The 15,340-nt window shown below is 61.9% G+C and carries 14 protein-coding genes; 10 read left to right on the top strand and 4 right to left on the bottom strand.

Annotated elements, in window-relative coordinates:
- Positions 1-220 precede the first annotated feature (220 nt).
- From ASC90_RS17400 to ASC90_RS17390, 3 genes are all read left to right on the top strand, one after another.
- Complete coding sequence (locus ASC90_RS17400) at positions 221-1,141, top strand: LysR family transcriptional regulator (RefSeq protein WP_056542848.1); 921 nt, start codon at positions 221-223, stop codon at positions 1,139-1,141.
- 107 nt (positions 1,142-1,248) lie between these two features.
- Positions 1,249-1,707 (top strand): hypothetical protein, encoded by a 459-nt coding sequence (locus tag ASC90_RS17395; RefSeq protein WP_056543576.1) that lies wholly within the window; start codon positions 1,249-1,251, stop codon positions 1,705-1,707.
- The gene (locus ASC90_RS17390; RefSeq protein ID WP_056542846.1) at positions 1,707-3,074 is read left to right on the top strand and encodes an FAD-containing oxidoreductase; all 1,368 of its coding nucleotides are present in this window, start codon (positions 1,707-1,709) and stop codon (positions 3,072-3,074) included. Before ASC90_RS17395 ends, ASC90_RS17390 begins: the two co-directional genes overlap by 1 nt.
- A gap of 893 nt (positions 3,075-3,967) precedes the next feature.
- Here ASC90_RS17390 and ASC90_RS17385 read toward each other — a convergent pair.
- The gene (locus tag ASC90_RS17385) at positions 3,968-4,495 is read right to left on the bottom strand and encodes a hypothetical protein (protein ID WP_056542844.1); all 528 of its coding nucleotides are present in this window, start codon (positions 4,493-4,495) and stop codon (positions 3,968-3,970) included.
- Between the two features lie 217 nt (positions 4,496-4,712).
- Between ASC90_RS17385 and ASC90_RS17380 the strand changes: the two genes are divergently transcribed.
- The 5 genes from ASC90_RS17380 to ASC90_RS17360 are packed head-to-tail and all read left to right on the top strand — an operon-like array spanning position 4,713 to position 8,532.
- Positions 4,713-5,387, top strand: a complete 675-nt coding sequence (locus ASC90_RS17380; protein ID WP_244480407.1) for an amino acid ABC transporter permease — start codon at positions 4,713-4,715, stop codon at positions 5,385-5,387.
- Positions 5,387-6,058 (top strand): amino acid ABC transporter permease, encoded by a 672-nt coding sequence (locus tag ASC90_RS17375; RefSeq protein ID WP_056542842.1) that lies wholly within the window; start codon positions 5,387-5,389, stop codon positions 6,056-6,058. The genes ASC90_RS17380 and ASC90_RS17375 overlap by 1 nt, the downstream gene beginning before the upstream one ends.
- Position 6,059: 1 nt before the next feature.
- The gene (locus ASC90_RS17370) at positions 6,060-6,794 is read left to right on the top strand and encodes an amino acid ABC transporter ATP-binding protein (RefSeq protein WP_056542840.1); all 735 of its coding nucleotides are present in this window, start codon (positions 6,060-6,062) and stop codon (positions 6,792-6,794) included.
- An 8-nt stretch (positions 6,795-6,802) separates the two neighbouring features.
- Complete coding sequence (locus ASC90_RS17365) at positions 6,803-7,720, top strand: isoaspartyl peptidase/L-asparaginase (protein WP_056542838.1); 918 nt, start codon at positions 6,803-6,805, stop codon at positions 7,718-7,720.
- A gap of 20 nt (positions 7,721-7,740) precedes the next feature.
- Positions 7,741-8,532 (top strand): transporter substrate-binding domain-containing protein, encoded by a 792-nt coding sequence (locus tag ASC90_RS17360; protein ID WP_056542835.1) that lies wholly within the window; start codon positions 7,741-7,743, stop codon positions 8,530-8,532.
- A 40-nt stretch (positions 8,533-8,572) separates the two neighbouring features.
- Here the strand turns inward: ASC90_RS17360 and ASC90_RS17355 are convergent, their stop codons facing one another.
- The 3 genes from ASC90_RS17355 to ASC90_RS17345 all read right to left on the bottom strand — a co-directional run bounded on the left by ASC90_RS17355 (position 8,573) and on the right by ASC90_RS17345 (position 11,832).
- The gene (locus ASC90_RS17355) at positions 8,573-9,574 is read right to left on the bottom strand and encodes a LacI family DNA-binding transcriptional regulator (RefSeq protein ID WP_056542834.1); all 1,002 of its coding nucleotides are present in this window, start codon (positions 9,572-9,574) and stop codon (positions 8,573-8,575) included.
- 157 nt (positions 9,575-9,731) lie between these two features.
- Positions 9,732-10,433, bottom strand: coding sequence for a DUF6656 family protein (locus ASC90_RS17350; RefSeq protein WP_056542832.1), 702 nt, complete (start codon positions 10,431-10,433; stop codon positions 9,732-9,734).
- A 52-nt stretch (positions 10,434-10,485) separates the two neighbouring features.
- Positions 10,486-11,832: a hypothetical protein gene (locus ASC90_RS17345; RefSeq protein ID WP_156393012.1), complete on the bottom strand. Its 1,347-nt coding sequence runs from the start codon at positions 11,830-11,832 to the stop codon at positions 10,486-10,488.
- A 433-nt stretch (positions 11,833-12,265) separates the two neighbouring features.
- On the opposite strand from ASC90_RS17345, the gene ASC90_RS17340 reads away from it, so the two are divergent.
- Positions 12,266-13,717 carry a DHA2 family efflux MFS transporter permease subunit gene (locus tag ASC90_RS17340; RefSeq protein WP_056542827.1) on the top strand — a complete coding sequence of 484 codons (1,452 nt, stop codon included), beginning with the start codon at positions 12,266-12,268 and terminating at the stop codon, positions 13,715-13,717.
- 271 nt (positions 13,718-13,988) lie between these two features.
- On the top strand, positions 13,989-15,332 hold the full coding sequence (locus tag ASC90_RS17335; RefSeq protein WP_056542825.1) for a DUF882 domain-containing protein: 1,344 nt from the start codon (positions 13,989-13,991) through the stop codon (positions 15,330-15,332).
- Positions 15,333-15,340: the final 8 nt, after the last annotated feature.

The following is a 15,340-nucleotide window of genomic DNA, read 5'->3' as shown; positions in this document are numbered from 1 at the left end:
ACCGGGACGAGGCAAGGCCGCTTTACAACTAATTCCAAACAGTATCTGTTCATTTTTGAACACGTTGATTGTCGGAACAGGCCAGCATCCCAACAAATGCAGTCGTTGGGCGGCTTGCGAAACAAGTTAGGGCAGTCCGCTGCCTTGTGCAGGCAGCGCGTCATTAGACGAAAGACCAAGTGACTGCGGCAGCAGGATCTCCGGCAGGCAAGGAGCGTGGATGAGCAACCCGCCGCAATTCACCTGGGACGATCTCCAGTTCTTTCTGGCGGTTGCCCGCACAGGCCAGCTTTCGACCGCAGCCCGGCAACTGCGCACCAGCCATGCGACCGTTTCCCGGCGCATCGACCGTCTGGAGTTTGCGCTCAAGGTCAAACTGTTCGAGCGCAATCCCCGCGGTTATGTCATGACGGCGATGGGCGCCCGCTTCGTCGAAACGGCCGAAAAGATGGAGCAGGAGACCGAGCGGTTGCGCGCCGATCTTGCCGATGGGTCGATGACGCAGCGGGGCGTCGTGCGGCTGAGCGCGCCGGAAGGGTTTTCCAACTTCTTCTTCGCGAGCGTCCTGCCGCGGTTCGCCGCACAGCATCCGCACCTGTCGCTGGAATTGGTGACGATCCAGCAGATCATGTCGCTGTCGCGCAAGGAGGCGGATATTTCCGTTGTGCTCGATGAGCCGAAGGGTGGCCCGTATTTTTCCGAGAAGCTGACGGACTATCATCTGCAGGTCTACGGCTCGCGGGACTATCTGGCCAGACATGCCCCGGTAACCAGCCGCGATGATCTGCTGCGGCATCCCTTCATCAGCTACATCGAGGAGATGATCTTCGCGCCCGGCCTCGATTACCTCGGCGACGTCCACCCGCGCATCAAGCCGCAATTCCAGAGCTCCAGCATCTTTGCGCAGTTGACGGCGACACGAAACGGGCTCGGCCTTTGCATTCTCCCGTATTTTTTCGCCAGCCGCTATCCCGAGCTCGAGATCGTGCTGCCGGGGGAGATCGATCTCACGCGGCACTACTGGATCACCTGCCATCAGGATCTCCGGCAATCACCGCGGGTTCGCGCCGTCATCGACTTTCTGCGCGAAGCGGTGGCTGGGGAGGATGTACGCTTCGTGCCGCCGTGGGTGAAACGATAAGTCCGGTCAATTGAGGCACAATGTTCGTCGCGCAAATTGAAAGATGCGCAACAATATGCAAGCTTCCCGTGACCGCGATGACATTGCCGCGGCATGGGGGACTGCACATGCTTCTGCTTCTTGCATTTCTGATTGGTATCGTTGCGGGTCTCAGGGCCATGACGGCACCTGCCGCCGTCGCCTGGGGCGCGGCGCTAGGATGGTTCGACGTTTCGCAGTCGCCGCTTGCCTTCATGGCATACCGGTGGACACCCTGGGTATTCACCCTGCTCGCCATTGTCGAGCTGATCACCGACCAGTTGCCGTCGACGCCGTCGCGCAAGGTCGCGATGCAGTTCAGCGCCCGCATCATCATGGGCGCGTTGAGCGGCGCGACGATCGGCGCATCGGGCGGTTCGCTGCTGGGTGGCCTGATCGCGGGTGCCATCGGCGCCGTCGTCGGAACGTTCGGCGGAGCCGCCGGACGCAGCAAGCTTGCGGCCGCCTTCGGCAAGGACGCCCCAGCGGCACTTATCGAAGACGCGATAGCCATCGTCGTCGCTCTGCTGATCGTGGCGGCGGTCTGATGCGCAGCTTCGACGCCATCGTCGTCGGGGCGGGCCAAGCAGGCCCGTTCCTCGCTGCGCGGATGGTCGAGAAGGGCATGAAGGTGGCGCTGGTCGAACGCAAGTTCCTCGGCGGCACCTGCGTCAATGCCGGCTGCATGCCGACGAAGACGCTGGTGGCGAGCGCCCGTGCCGCGCATGTCGCCAGACGTGGCGGCGAGTATGGCGTCAAGATCCCGGGCGAGATCGGGATCGACATGGCGGTCGTCCGCCAGCGGGCGCAAACAGTGATCATGAACGCGCGCAACGGCCTGATCGGGTGGTTCGATGGCATGGACGGGATAACCGTCATTTACGGGCAGGCCCGTTTCGAGGATGCGAAGACGATCACGGTCAAAGGGGAGCGGCTGACGGCGCCGCGGATATTCCTGAATGTCGGCGCCCGACCGACCATCCCCGACATGCCGGGGATCGCGGATATCGACTATCTCACCAGCACGTCGATCATCGATCTGGACAGCCTGCCGCGACATCTCGTCGTCATCGGCGGCAGCTATATCGGTCTGGAGTTCGCCCAGATGTATCGCCGGTTCGGCGCGGAGGTGACCGTCGTCGAACGCGGCCCGAAGCTGGCCTCCCGCGAGGATGCCGATATTTCGGATGCGATAGCGGATATTCTTCGCTCCGAAGGAATTGCCATTCACACGGATGCTGACGGCATCGCTTTCACCAAGGCGGGCGGCGGGATCAAGGTCACGATCGGACAAAGCCTGCCTGATGTCGAGGCTAGCCATGTGCTGATTGCCACCGGCCGCGTCGCGAACACCGATGATCTCGGGCTGGATGTCGCCGGCGTCGTGACCGACAAGCGGGGTTACATCACCGTCGACGACAAGCTTTCCACCAACGTCGAGGGCATCTGGGCGCTTGGCGATTGCAACGGCCATGGCGCCTTTACCCACACGTCCTACAACGACTTCGAAATCGTCGCGGCCAATCTGCTTGACGGCGAGGACCGCAAGCTCAGCGATCGCATCCCGGCCTATGCGCTCTACATCGACCCGCCACTCGGCCGCGTCGGCATGACGGAGAAGCAGGCCCGCGCCTCCGGCCGCAAGATCATGATCTCCACCCGCCCGATGAGCGGCGTCGGCCGCGCCAACGAGCGGGGCGAGACCAAGGGCTTCATGAAGGTGATTGCGGACGCGCAAACCCAGCAGATCCTCGGAGCGGCGATCCTCGGCATCGAGGGTGACGAGGCGATCCATGGCTTCATCGGCGCCATGCACTCAGGATCTCCCTACCCCGTGCTGAAGTGGGCCGTGCCGATCCATCCGACCGTTTCGGAACTGATCCCGACATTGCTCGGGGACCTGAAAGCGGTCTAGCCACCCGCTCGGGTAACGACCAGACGCGGCCTCGCGGTCACGCGGTTTTCACCCGTGGTGTGACGATGCTGGCTTGCTCGGACGGGGCACTGGAAATTGCCGCGTGAGAGTAGAGTAAATATGGCGCTTCCCAGCGCCCCGTTCGGCGGTTTATGCCCGCAACTCCGATCCCTCTGGCTCCCCTCCTGACCTTCGTCGGGAGAAGCCTGCGCTTCCCCCTGGAGGGGCCTTGTGTGCCACACAGGCACGTCCGGAGCTCAACTCGACGAGGCATTCTCGCCACACCGCCNGCTGCATTTTCGCACGCGCGGCAAGGACTGGCGTCTTCCGGCGCTCGTCCTGTGCTACCTGGCATCCCCCTCCTGACCTTCGTCGGGAGAAGCCTGCGCTTCCCCCTGGAGGGGCCTTGTGTGCCACACAGGCACGTCCGGAGCTCAACTCGACGAGGCATTCTCGCCACACCGCCGTCTCCGGAGGGAGACCATTTTCCGCGGACTCCGGGTGAGAGAGCATGCGTCGTTCCCAACCACCCGGCGCCGGTCCCGTCTCGCCGCAACGCCTTGCGGGGTATCCGATGACGGGACAGGGAGATGATCGCACGGTATCAAGCAGCGGGGANCTCCGGAGGGAGACCATTTTCCGCGGACTCCGGGTGAGAGAGCATGCGTCGTTCCCAACCACCCGGCGCCGGTCCCGTCTCGCCGCAACGCCTTGCGGGGTATCCGATGACGGAACGAGGGGATGATCGCACGGGCAAAGTGAGACGAGGATGCCAGGGGAAAATGGTTCCGCCAACCGATTGAAAACATTTGGAATATCGTTTTCGTTCATCCTCGTCGCATCTGGCACCGTGAATTGGCAGCCGGTGCTACCCCCTGCCGGCGACTTTCAGCTCAGTCTGGCGTTTCGGCGAAGGCTTCGAGTTCGGGATCGAAGTCTACCTCCACCACATTGTTGAAAACGGCGGTAGCAATCATGATGCCGGCGAAGGCGACGAGATCGACCAGCGTCCTCGTGTCGTAGCGGGTTTTCAACTTCGCCCAGATATCGGCCGGGATGGCGTTGGAATCGGCCACGATCGCCTTGCCGAAGGCGTCGAGAAGAGCCTCCTCCTCCGACAGTTCCAGCGCCTGCGGGTCGAAGCCGGCATTGATGAGCGCACGGCGGAAAAAGGTGACGGCGATCTTCGATTTGCTCGCCTTCGAAATCGCATGCGAAAAGATCCAGATCGGGCGATCGCTGATGACGGAGAGTTCGGCGCGCAGTGTAAACCACTCGGCATAGATGCGGTGCGCGGCCGGCGAATGCAGCAGCGTCCGCTTCATGTTGGTCATGCGTCCGCGGACGCTCACCTCTTCGTCGTGTGCTGCGCGAATCTCGTCGGAAGCGGTGTCGTAGTCGATCTGTGGGAGGTGGCTCATGTTATCTGCCCTGTGAACGTGGCGAGAAACTATCCGACGCAGCAGGGAATGGGCAGTCCCCATTGATCCACCCTTCCATCTCCGCGAAAAAAATCGTGGAAACACCCCACTGAGCTGCTTATTACCGTCGCATGTATCAGGATTTTTCCGCGGGGTTGTTGACAATCCACAATGTGAACGGCACGATGAAACCGGTTTCACTCATGCAAATGGAAAGATGGTGCGGTTAGACCTGTCGATTCTCCTGCCTCATCTGGGCTTCCTGGCGCAGGGCGCACTTCTGACGGCGCAGGCGTGCGCGCTGGCGCTTATCGGCAGCGTGGTGATGGGCGCATTCGTCGCCATCGCCCGTACATCATCGTCGACATCGTTGCGAAGGATCGCCTTCGTCTATGTCGATATCTTTCGCAACGTCCCCTTCATCGTGCAGCTGTTTTTCTTCTACTACGGCCTGCCGGAGATCGGCATCTACATCGATGCCTTCACCACCGGGGTCATCGCATTGTCGATCGCAGGCGGCGCCTATGCGTCGGATGTCATCCGCGCGGGAATCCTGGCGATCGATCAGGGGATCATCGAAGCAGCCGAGGTCAGCGGTCTTTCGCGGCGAGTGATTTTCACGCGCATCGTCTTGCCGATTGCGCTCAGGACCTCGGTACGGCCGCTCGGCTCGGTGCTGATCAACATGATCCTCACCTCCTCGATCCTTTCGACAATCACGCTCAATGAATTGACAGGGTCGGCGCAGATCGTCGTGTCGCAGACATATCGGCCGTTCGAGGTCTATGTGGTGCTGCTCGTCGTCTATGCGATGCTGACCTATCTGGTATCCCTCGGCATCACGCTGCTGCACCGTCGCCTGAACCGCGACATGATGGAGGCGGTTGCCTGATGCGTTTCACGGATTTTACCACCTACGATTTCGTGCTGCTGGCGCAAGGGCTCGGCGTCAGCGTCGCGCTCTTCCTGGCGACATCGCTCATCGGTCTGCTGATCGGCATCAGCTGGGCGATCATCCGCTACTACCGCTTCCCGGTGCTGAGCGAGATCGTCACCTTTGTCTCCGAACTGCTGAAGAACTCACCGGTGCTCGTGCAGCTGTTCCTGGTGTTCTTTGGTCTGCCCGGCCTTTTCCACATCCGCGTGACGCCGGTCACGGCTGCGACCATCACCCTTTCCGCCAACACCGCAGCCTTTGTCTACGTGATTGCCGTCTCGGCGATCGAGTCCATCAGTCGGGATCAGATCGAGGCGGCACGCGTCTTCGGGCTGACGCGCTGGCAGGTGCTCCGCCATGTCGTCGCGCCGCAGGCGGCGGCATTCGCGATCGGCCCGCTGATCGCGCTGCTGGTCAACCAGTTGCAGGTCACGTCGCTGATATCGGTCATCGGCGTCGTTGACCTGACCAAGATCGGCAACATCCTGAACATGCGAACGCTGAAGCCCTTTGTCGTCTGGACGGCTGTCGGACTTCTCTACTACGCCGCCGCCAAGCTGGTTGCGCTGCTCGGGTCGCGCTTCGAAAATCGCCTTCGTGCCCACAGCGCCTGGAGAGGGCTCTGATATGATCAAAGTTGAAAAGGTCCAAAAGGCCTTCGGGAATACCACCGTCCTCGACGGCATCGACCTGAAGATCGAACCGGGCGAAGTGGTTTCTATTCTCGGCTCTTCCGGCTCCGGCAAGTCGACGCTGATCCGCTGCATCAACGGCCTTGAGAAGCTGAATGCCGGACGGATCACGGTCGACGAGTTCGATGTCGGCAAGCCCAGGGAACTGGCGGAAGCGCGCAAGCGCTCAGGCACGGTGTTCCAGCTGTTCAATCTCTATCCGCATATGACGGTGCTCGGCAACATCACGCTGGCGCCCATCGAAGTGCTGAAGAAACCGCGCGCAGAGGCGGAAGCGACCGCGCGTGCCCTGCTTGACTCCGTCGGCCTCGGCAATCGCGCCGATGCCTATCCTGCGCAACTCTCCGGCGGCCAGCGCCAGCGGGTGGGCATCTGCCGCGCCCTTGCGATGCAGCCGCGCTATCTCCTGCTCGACGAAGTCACCAGCGCGCTCGATCCGGAGATGACGGCCGAGGTGCTGACGATCCTCGCCAAGCTGGCGCAGGAAGGCACGACGATGCTCTTCGTCACGCACGAGGTCGAGTTCGCGCGGCAGATTTCCGACCGGATCGTGTTTCTCGACAAGGGCAGACTGCTGGTCGATCTGCCGACCGAACAATTTTTCGCCGCCGATGGCGGCATGACGCAGCCGCGTGTTGCCCAGTTCCTTTCCAAGATGCGCAAAGATTAGAGGTTTTCATGCTGCTTTTGGCCAACAAAGAAGCCTGGCCGGGTTTCCCGACCTCCGTCGAGATGCTGCGGGACGGCGCGATAAGCCTCGATGCGATGGTCGCCGGCATCAGCAAGGTTGAGAGCGAAGTCAAGGTCCGCAGCGTCGGCTACGGCGGCTGGCCCAACATGCTTGGCAACATGGAACTCGACGGCGCCGTGATGGACGGCAACACGCGCGAGGTCGGCACGGTTGGAGCCGTGCCGAATACGCTGCCGGTGGCTCGCCTCGCCCACGAGGTGATGAAACGCCTCCCCCACGTCATGCTGACCGGCGACGGCGCCCGGCGCTTTGCCACTGAAATCGGTTTCTCGGAAGACGACGTGCTGTTCGAAGACAGCAAGCGCGTCTGGTGGGAACGGCTTGAAAAGGAACTGTCGCCTGAGGAACTGGCGAAATTCCCGAACATCGCGCTGGCGCCTCTCAGCCGCACCATCACCGACCCCGAGCGCGTTCGCGACACGACGGTGTTCCTGTCGGCGGATTCCGCGCGCGGCATCCATGCGGCAACGTCGACTTCCGGCTGGGCGTGGAAGTATCCCGGCCGCCTAGGCGACAGCCCGATCCCCGGTGCCGGCTTCTATGCCGACAGCCGCTATGGCGCCGCAGCATGCACGCATACGGGCGAAATGACGATGCGATGCTCGACGGCCCGGACCGTCGTGCTGGCGTTGAAGCTCGGCTACTCACTCTCCGACGCCGTCAAGCTGGCTGTCGAAGAGCTCGACGAACTTTCCTCCGGCTTCCTCGCCGGCGTGGTGATCCATGCCGTCGATGCCAAGGGAAACCATGAGGTCGTGAATTTCAGGTGCGAGGGCGAGATCCGCTACTGGCTCTGGGAGGACTCGATGCCCGAACCGGAACTCCGGGCAGCGAAACTGGCATAATCAAAAGAGGGAATACGACCATGAAACGCATTTTGACTACCCTTGCCGCACTGGCCCTCGTGGCCGGCTCGGCGCTCCCATCCTTCGCAGGCATGATCGACGATATCCGCTCGCGCGGCACCGTTCGCATCGGCGTGTCGCTTGGCGGCGAGCCGATCGGCTTCCGCGATGCGCAGAACAATCCGGTCGGCTATGACGTCGATGTCGCGACGCTTCTGGCGCAGAAACTCGGCGTGCCGGTCGAGTTCGTCGACGTGTCGGGCGACGCCCGCATCTCGATGCTCGTCTCCGGTCAGATTGATATCGCGGTCGCCAACACCTCCGCGACGCTCGAGCGCGCCAAGACGGTGAACTTCACGATCCCCTACAACCGCGCCGGCCTGCGCATCATCGTGCAGAAGGATGCAGGCATCAAGGACCTGAAGGACCTCGCCGGCAAGAAAGTCGTCGTCGGTCGGGGAACGACGGGCGAGAGCTTCCTGAAGACGGCCGTGCCGGATGCCGAGCTCGTCTATGTCGACCAGTTCGCCCCCGATGGCATCCTGCAGCTGCAGCAGAAGCGCGTCGATGCGGCGATCGAGGATTCCTCGCTGCTCGACTACCTCGCCACGAAGAACCCGTCGCTTGTCACCCTGCCGGGTCTCTATTCCAACGACCCGATCGGCATTGCTGTCGCCAAGGGCGATCTGGAATTCGTGCGTTGGCTGGATATGTTCGTTTCCGATTACATTCAGTCGGGCGCCTACACCGCCAACTACAAGAAGTGGTGGGGTGCAGACTCCAACCCGCCGGCACTGAATCCGCTGTGGTAAGCTGAAGCAATGCGGGCTGCCTCCGGGCAGCCCGTCCCTGTCAGGCCGTCAGCCGCGGCACGAAACGCGTCGGCACGGTCACCGGCGGCTGGCCGGGCATAAAGCCACGCGGATTTACGACGGACTCGACGATATGGCGCACATAGAGCGACTTGTCGTAGCCGATCGAAGAGATCGGATAGGCGTCGAAATCAGTCAGCGACAAGTTGTCGAAGCCGTAGAGCCGGAACCGCGATGGGCGGTTGTGCGGGAAATCGGCGCGGCAGACATCGAGGATGCCCATGGCCATGGCGTCCGACGTGCAGAAGATCGCATCGGGACAGCCGGGGCCGACCAGCATTGCGGCGGCGGCATGCCCACTCTCGTAGGAATAGTCACCCTGCACCGTCTGGATGAGCTTGATCCCGTGCTCCGCGAAAGCTTCCCGGTACGTATCGACCCGTGCCTGTTCCACCGGCGAGGAAGCGCGGCCGGTCACCAGGCTCGCGCTGCGCACTTTCTTGGCGGCGGCATCGGCAACCGCCTCGAAAATGCCGGCGTGCTCGTCGGGAATGACGACCGGCGAGAGTTCGTCATGCAGGCCGTTCAGCATGACCACAAGTTCCGACCGGAACATGCGCCGGACGGTCGGCGCGTCGGCGAAGTCGGAGAAGACCAGGGCAGCATCGACATGGTAGGCAACGCCGTTGCGCAGGAACTCCTCGACGCGCGCAACCGAGCCGATGCGCACCAGGATCACCTGTTTGCCGACCGCCTGGATCTGGTCAATCAACCTGTCGAAGAGATCGAGGTCGGACAGGTCGTGGATGTGGTTGACCACGACGGCAACAAGGTTGACCGTCTTGGTTGTCAGGCTCTGGGCAAGCAGGTTCGGTTTGTAGCCTAGGCTGGCCGCAGCTTCGATCACGCGCTCGCGCTTGTCGGAGGAGACGGGGCGTGGCTCGGTGGAGAGGGCGCGGCTTGCGACGGCGCGAGAGACCCCTGCCAGCCGTGCCACGTCGGCAATCGTCGGAGGCGCGGCGCGGCCATTGTCATGATTCATGATCGAGAGCTCCCCCGTTTCCGGGGTGATAGCGCAATGAGGCGTGTCTCGGCTACGCTAATCTTCATCGATCGGACGATCGGGCGCCGCGATGCACGCTTTTTCGCAATATTAATCGCGCTTTTGACGGTTGTGCCACCCCAGCCATCGCCTTGAGCTACCTAGCCGCCGCCTTCCTCGCGGTCGCCGCCCGGCCAACCAACGCCTCGATGGACAAGCCGGTGCTCGCCGACGCGATGCTGTAGAGCGCCTTGGTGACGTCCCTTGTCTTGAACGCGATGCCATTTTCGCCGCGCCCGCGATCGAACCCGAGCGGATTGCCGAACCGGTCGACGATGATATGGACACCGTAGAACATCTGGCCGAAATCACGGCTGATCGGCTTATAGAAACCCGCGCCGTCAGACGTGTCTAGATCGCCATCGAAGTTGGCGATGAACATCTGCGTCACGGCGTACCCATCCTGCCCGCGGTCGGTCACCACCTCGCCGAACTTGCAGGTGCCCAAGTGGGGAATGCCCGGCAAGAGAGACGAGCGGACTGTCCGGCGCATCCTGTGTCCCGAGGGAAGTCTGGACCTGAACAAGTCGTTGGCGTCCTCGCCGAGGATGGAGAGATTCTCCCTGGTCGCCGCGGCAACTTCGGCCAAGGCCATATTGGCGGTAATGGTTTTAAACTTCCGGCTCGAAGTTGCCATCGGCTCCGGCGTGCCGTCCTCGGCACTGAACCAGCGGGAATACTTCGTCGATGCGAGTTCGACATCGGAAGATGTCGAGACCACGGACAACGATGACCTTGCGATCTTCTTCACCTCTTCGCCGAAACGGCTGCCGTACTGGAGTTTCGAAACTGCGTTCACTTGTTCCCCGCTATTTTTTATTGTTTCTGGCAGCGAGGATACGGCCGACTTCTTAACGAGCCGCCGAAGTAAGATCCGTAGTTTTACCCTCTTTGTCGGTCGACGAAAGGTGCCTTACTCGCCCGCGCTGGATGGCGTTGGTCGCTAGCAGAACGACAAGGCCAAGGAGTGGCAAGATACGGTGGTGGTAACGATCCGGCGGTCCGGAAACGATTGCGAAGAGCAGATCGTTTCCAACGGCCATCAAGAGGAGCAACGCGACCCATATCCGCTCCTCCCTCGCGAGCGCTCTACCCGCGCGGATCACGGCAAGCGCAACAAGCAGATAGAGGGCATAGCGACAGACAGTGGCAGAGTGGCGAAACATGTCGCTTTGCCACAGGCCTTTGCCTTGAGCGGATTGATAGAAACCGGCCGGCATTGGTTCGGTCAGGACAGGAATGAAGTCCAGCAAGGTTTCGGGACCATAGAAGCTCAGGAAATCGCCGAGGATAACCCTGCTGCTTTCCACCGGCCGGTAGGTCAGACCGTCGACGATGATCGGACGCGCGTGGTAGCGCTCGAAACGCACGAGCTGGAACGCCTGCGGGAAGCGTCGTGCAACATCCCAGAAAAAGTCGCGGCGACCGGCGTTGGCAGGGTCGCTCCTCAGTTCGGCCACATAGTCTGCCGCGATGCAAAGGGCGGCGTCCCCGGATCGCTGACACTGACGTCGCAGCAATTCCGGGTGGATGGAGAACAGCCGCGACGCAAGAAACGTCTCTCCAAGCCTGGGAACGTCAGGGAAATACTTGCGCTCCAGGGCACCGTTCACCAGCAGCAGCGTGACGATTGCAATGGCCGGCATCGCAAACAATTGCCACCTGCGGAACGCAACTGTCATCAGGATCGAGAACGGCAGGACAAGCAAGAGTCCGCTGCCGTGGCTCGAAAAAAGGATGCCAACCAGGATTGCCAGCAGCGGGCTTTTGCGCCGAACGGCAACGATCAGGAAAACGATTGCCGCGAAGAACCACGTATCGACGAGAACCGCACTGACGTAGAGCGGCAGGAGGGCGAGAACCGAAAGTGGTAGGGCCAGCACCAGAAGATCGCGGAAGGCGAAACTGCGGCAGAAGAGAAGCCAGGCTGCGGCCACTAAAACCGCGTTGAATAGCGGCAGAGCCCAGTATCCGAGCAGATTGTACAGCGGCGCGATCACGACGGCTGCGGTATTCGACCGGATCCAGCCGACACCCTCACCCGAATATGCAATGGAATCGTCCATCACCAGTGGAAAGCCGTTGATCAGCAACGGGATGAGGAGAAGTGCCACAAGCAGCAGAAAAACTACTGCTTCCCTCCACACGCCAAACTGCGCCGCCGTTTCTGCCCTTGACCGCCATGACGCATCCATCATGCAAGCGCCCGGAAGTCATCGATCCCGACCGAGCGGGTCATGCTGGGCAAGGAATGACCGAGCCGCAACACCTCGAAAGGTAGCAGGCGCAAATTGGCAATCAGCAAGAAGTTCATTCGTTTTCCAGACTTGAAGCATAGAGCGCTGTCACATCGATGGCGGATCAAGATGTCTCGGCAACCGCATTGAACAAGCCTTGCGAGAATGCGGCGTCCGGCCGATCGCCCTCGCTGCGGCGCGTCTTCGCCAACTGCTCGGTCAGGACCCGATCCCTCCGATTTCCCCCTGTCAAACCTCAAACCGGCCTCGACCATACCGACCCTCCGTAAGCTTTCAGTAAAGATGTCGGTCCACAATCAAGGAAAGCAGAGGCTGGCTGTGCAGGAGCGGCTAGCGAGGTAAGGTCACAGGGTTTGCAGCCGGGGATGAGAGAATGAGGCAGCCCGCCGCGTCAGCCGCTTCGAAGAATGGCAACTCGATGGTCTGGATCATCGTTGCGACCGTTTGTATCGGCTCCTTCATGGGGCAATTGGACGCCAGCATAACCCAGCTCGTTCTTCCCGCGTTGGAGCGCGAGTTCGCCGTCTCAATCGGCCAGGTGAGCTGGGTGGCGGTGATGTTCCTGCTCGTCGTATCTGTCATGCTTCCCATATTCGGGCGCCTAGCCGATATGTATGGTCGCAGGCGGCTTTACGTGGCGGGTTTCCTGGTTTTCATCGCAGGTTCGACCCTTTGCGGCTTCGCCCCCGGTCTGGCCTGGCTCATCGCGGCCCGGGCGGTGCAGGCCGTGGGTGCAGCGATGCTATCGGCCAACAGCGTGGCCATCATCGTGTCCGTCGCCGGCGACCGGCTCAGGGGCAAGGCGCTGGGAATCCAGACGGCGGTACAGGCCGTCGGGCTCTGTGCCGGGCCAACCGTCGGGGGGTGGATCGTCGATGCGCTAGACTGGCGCTGGGTGTTCTGGGTGAACGTACCGTTTGGCCTGGCTGGCACCGTCATCGCCTGGTTCATCATTCCGGAGACGAGCGCCACAAAGCCCGGCAGCCGTTTCGACATGCTTGCCGCGATGCTCCTTGTGCCGGGTCTGGGGACCCTCATGCTGGCGATCAACCAGGTCGGCTCGTGGGGACTGGCTTCACCCGGGGTGATCGGCAGCGCAGCCGCCGGCGTCATTTTGTTGACCGCTCTCGTCATTTGGGAGAGGCGTGCTCCCGACCCGCTCATTCCATTACAGCTGTTCCGAAAATGGTCCTTCGCATGCGGCAACCTGGTGAGCCTGTTGGCCAACATCATCCTCTTTGGGCTGTTCTTCCTGATGCCGTTCGCATTTGAGCGGGTCTTTGGAGAGAGTGCATTTTCCGGTGGTCTCCGGCTGACTGCCATTCCCCTGGCGCTCGGTCTCATGGCACCGGTCAGCGGCGCTTTGTCCGACCGGATCGGCACCAGGTTTCTGTGCGCCGGCGGCATGCTGATCGTGTCCGCCGGTTTGTTTCTCCTGTCCCTACAACTGGGCCCACACACCCCCAGCCTTGCCATCGTGACCGCCTCGCTGGTCGTCATTGGCATAGGTCAGGGCGTGTTCCTTGCCCCGAACAACAATTCGATCATGGGGAGCGCTTCGGCATCGGAGGCCGGTGAAGCCGGGAGCCTCATGAACGTGACACGCGACGTCGGGACGAGCATCGGCATCGCGATGGCGGCGAGCCTGCTGTCATGGAAACTTCGCCTCCTTACAGGCGGATCGAGCTCCACACTAGACGCGAACAATGCGGATCTGACCGACGCCATCCGGCTGGTGGTGATCGTCCTGGCCCTGCTGGGACTGCTCGCAGCCGGTATGTCGTGGGCGCGTCCGGCTGGCCGGTTTGCGGCACAGAAACAGTAGACAAGGGGTCCGCACGGCAACGGAGCAGCGGCTTGGGGTGGATGAACTGCATCCCCCGACACCGATTGGACACGCGCTCGCTTCAAAACGGCGGGGCTGCACGGCAGCGCTCGCGGCTGGTGATGCTTATCCACCGTCCGAAAGACACGCACGATTTCCGTTTTATCGACCGTTGTATACCGTCCATTAGGGTTTTGTTGACCATAGTAGGAGGTCGAACGGCGTCGTTAGTTCAGTGCGCCTGAGTTCCCGAGCACCACCGAGGACCAGTATGGCGTTCCTTCAGCATGCTTTTGCTTCCCTACCGACGGGCACGTTTTTCCCGGCCCTGTCATTCGTCGTCCATCGCGCGGTGCTTGCCGCGATGATGCTGTTTGCGGCAATGACGGTAACCGCGCAGGCCGCCTCCGATGACCGGGCCCTCAAGCTCTTCTTCATTCACACCGGGGAAAGAGCGACCATCGTCTTCAAGCGCAATGGGAAATACGACCCGAAGGGGCTTGCGAAGATCAACCGCCTCCTGCGCGACTGGCGAAAAAACGAGCCGACCAGGATCGACCCGCGCCTGCTCGACCTTGTCTGGGAGGTCTACCAGCGCAGCGCGGCAAGGGAGCCGATCCATGTCGTCTCGGCCTACCGCTCTCCGTCCACCAATGCCGCACTTAGGGGCCGTTCGCGCAGTTCGGGTGTCGCGAAGCGCAGCCAGCACATGCTTGGCAAGGCGATGGATTTCTACATACCGGGTGTGAAGCTTGCGACTTTGCGCGGGCTCGCCATGCAGATGCAGGTCGGCGGTGTCGGCTATTATCCGACGTCCGGCTCGCCCTTCGTGCATCTGGATGTCGGCAATGTTCGCGCCTGGCCGCGGATGTCGCGCCAGGAGCTGGTACGACTTTTCCCGAGCGGGCGCACGCTGCATCTGCCGGCCGACGGCAGACCATTACCCGGCTACCAGGTGGCGGTCGCCGACGCCAGCAAGCGTTCGCGGCCGGTGCCGATCGACGTCACTGGCCCCTCGGATATCGATGATGAGGGCGCGCCCGCACCGCCAGCCAGAGACGTGACCGGAGCAAGCATTGTCACCGCCATGCTGCCCACGCCTCGAAGCAGGGCGGCCGACAGCAGGTTCGCCGCCCGGGCTGAAAAGTCCGTTGACGGCGATGGCAAGCAGGACGCGTTCATCGACCTCGCCGCCTATGCCGCTCCCATGCCAACAATCAGACCGAGCTTAACCGAGGAAGCCGCTATCGTCCCGGCGGGACGCACTCCGAGCTTGCTCTCGCAAACTGTCCTTGGGAGCAGGGGTGCCGGCGGGTTGCACGTTTCCGCACAAACCGGAAATCCGACGAACGGCGTTCTGGCGAGGATGCAACCCATAGCAAGCTTGCCTGCATCGGCATCACAGGACGCATCGTCAGGCGTCGGCGCCGTATCTGCCAAGGCGCTGTTCGCCTGGGCGCTCCAGCCTCCCGGCACAGCCATCGACCTTGCGCTTCCCCGCCTCGCCGCGAGTGCCATCCCAGAAAATACCCAGATCGATGGGCGAGCAACGGCAAGTATTTCGGATAGCAATGACGAGGATTTCGACGTGGAAAGGTTCGGGTTCGACGGCTAGGGCAGAGG

The sequence above is a fragment of the Rhizobium sp. Root1220 genome, from assembly GCF_001426265.1.
In the GTDB taxonomy this organism is placed as follows: Bacteria; Pseudomonadota; Alphaproteobacteria; order Rhizobiales; family Rhizobiaceae; genus Rhizobium.
This window is presented reverse-complemented; position numbering and strand designations above follow the sequence as displayed.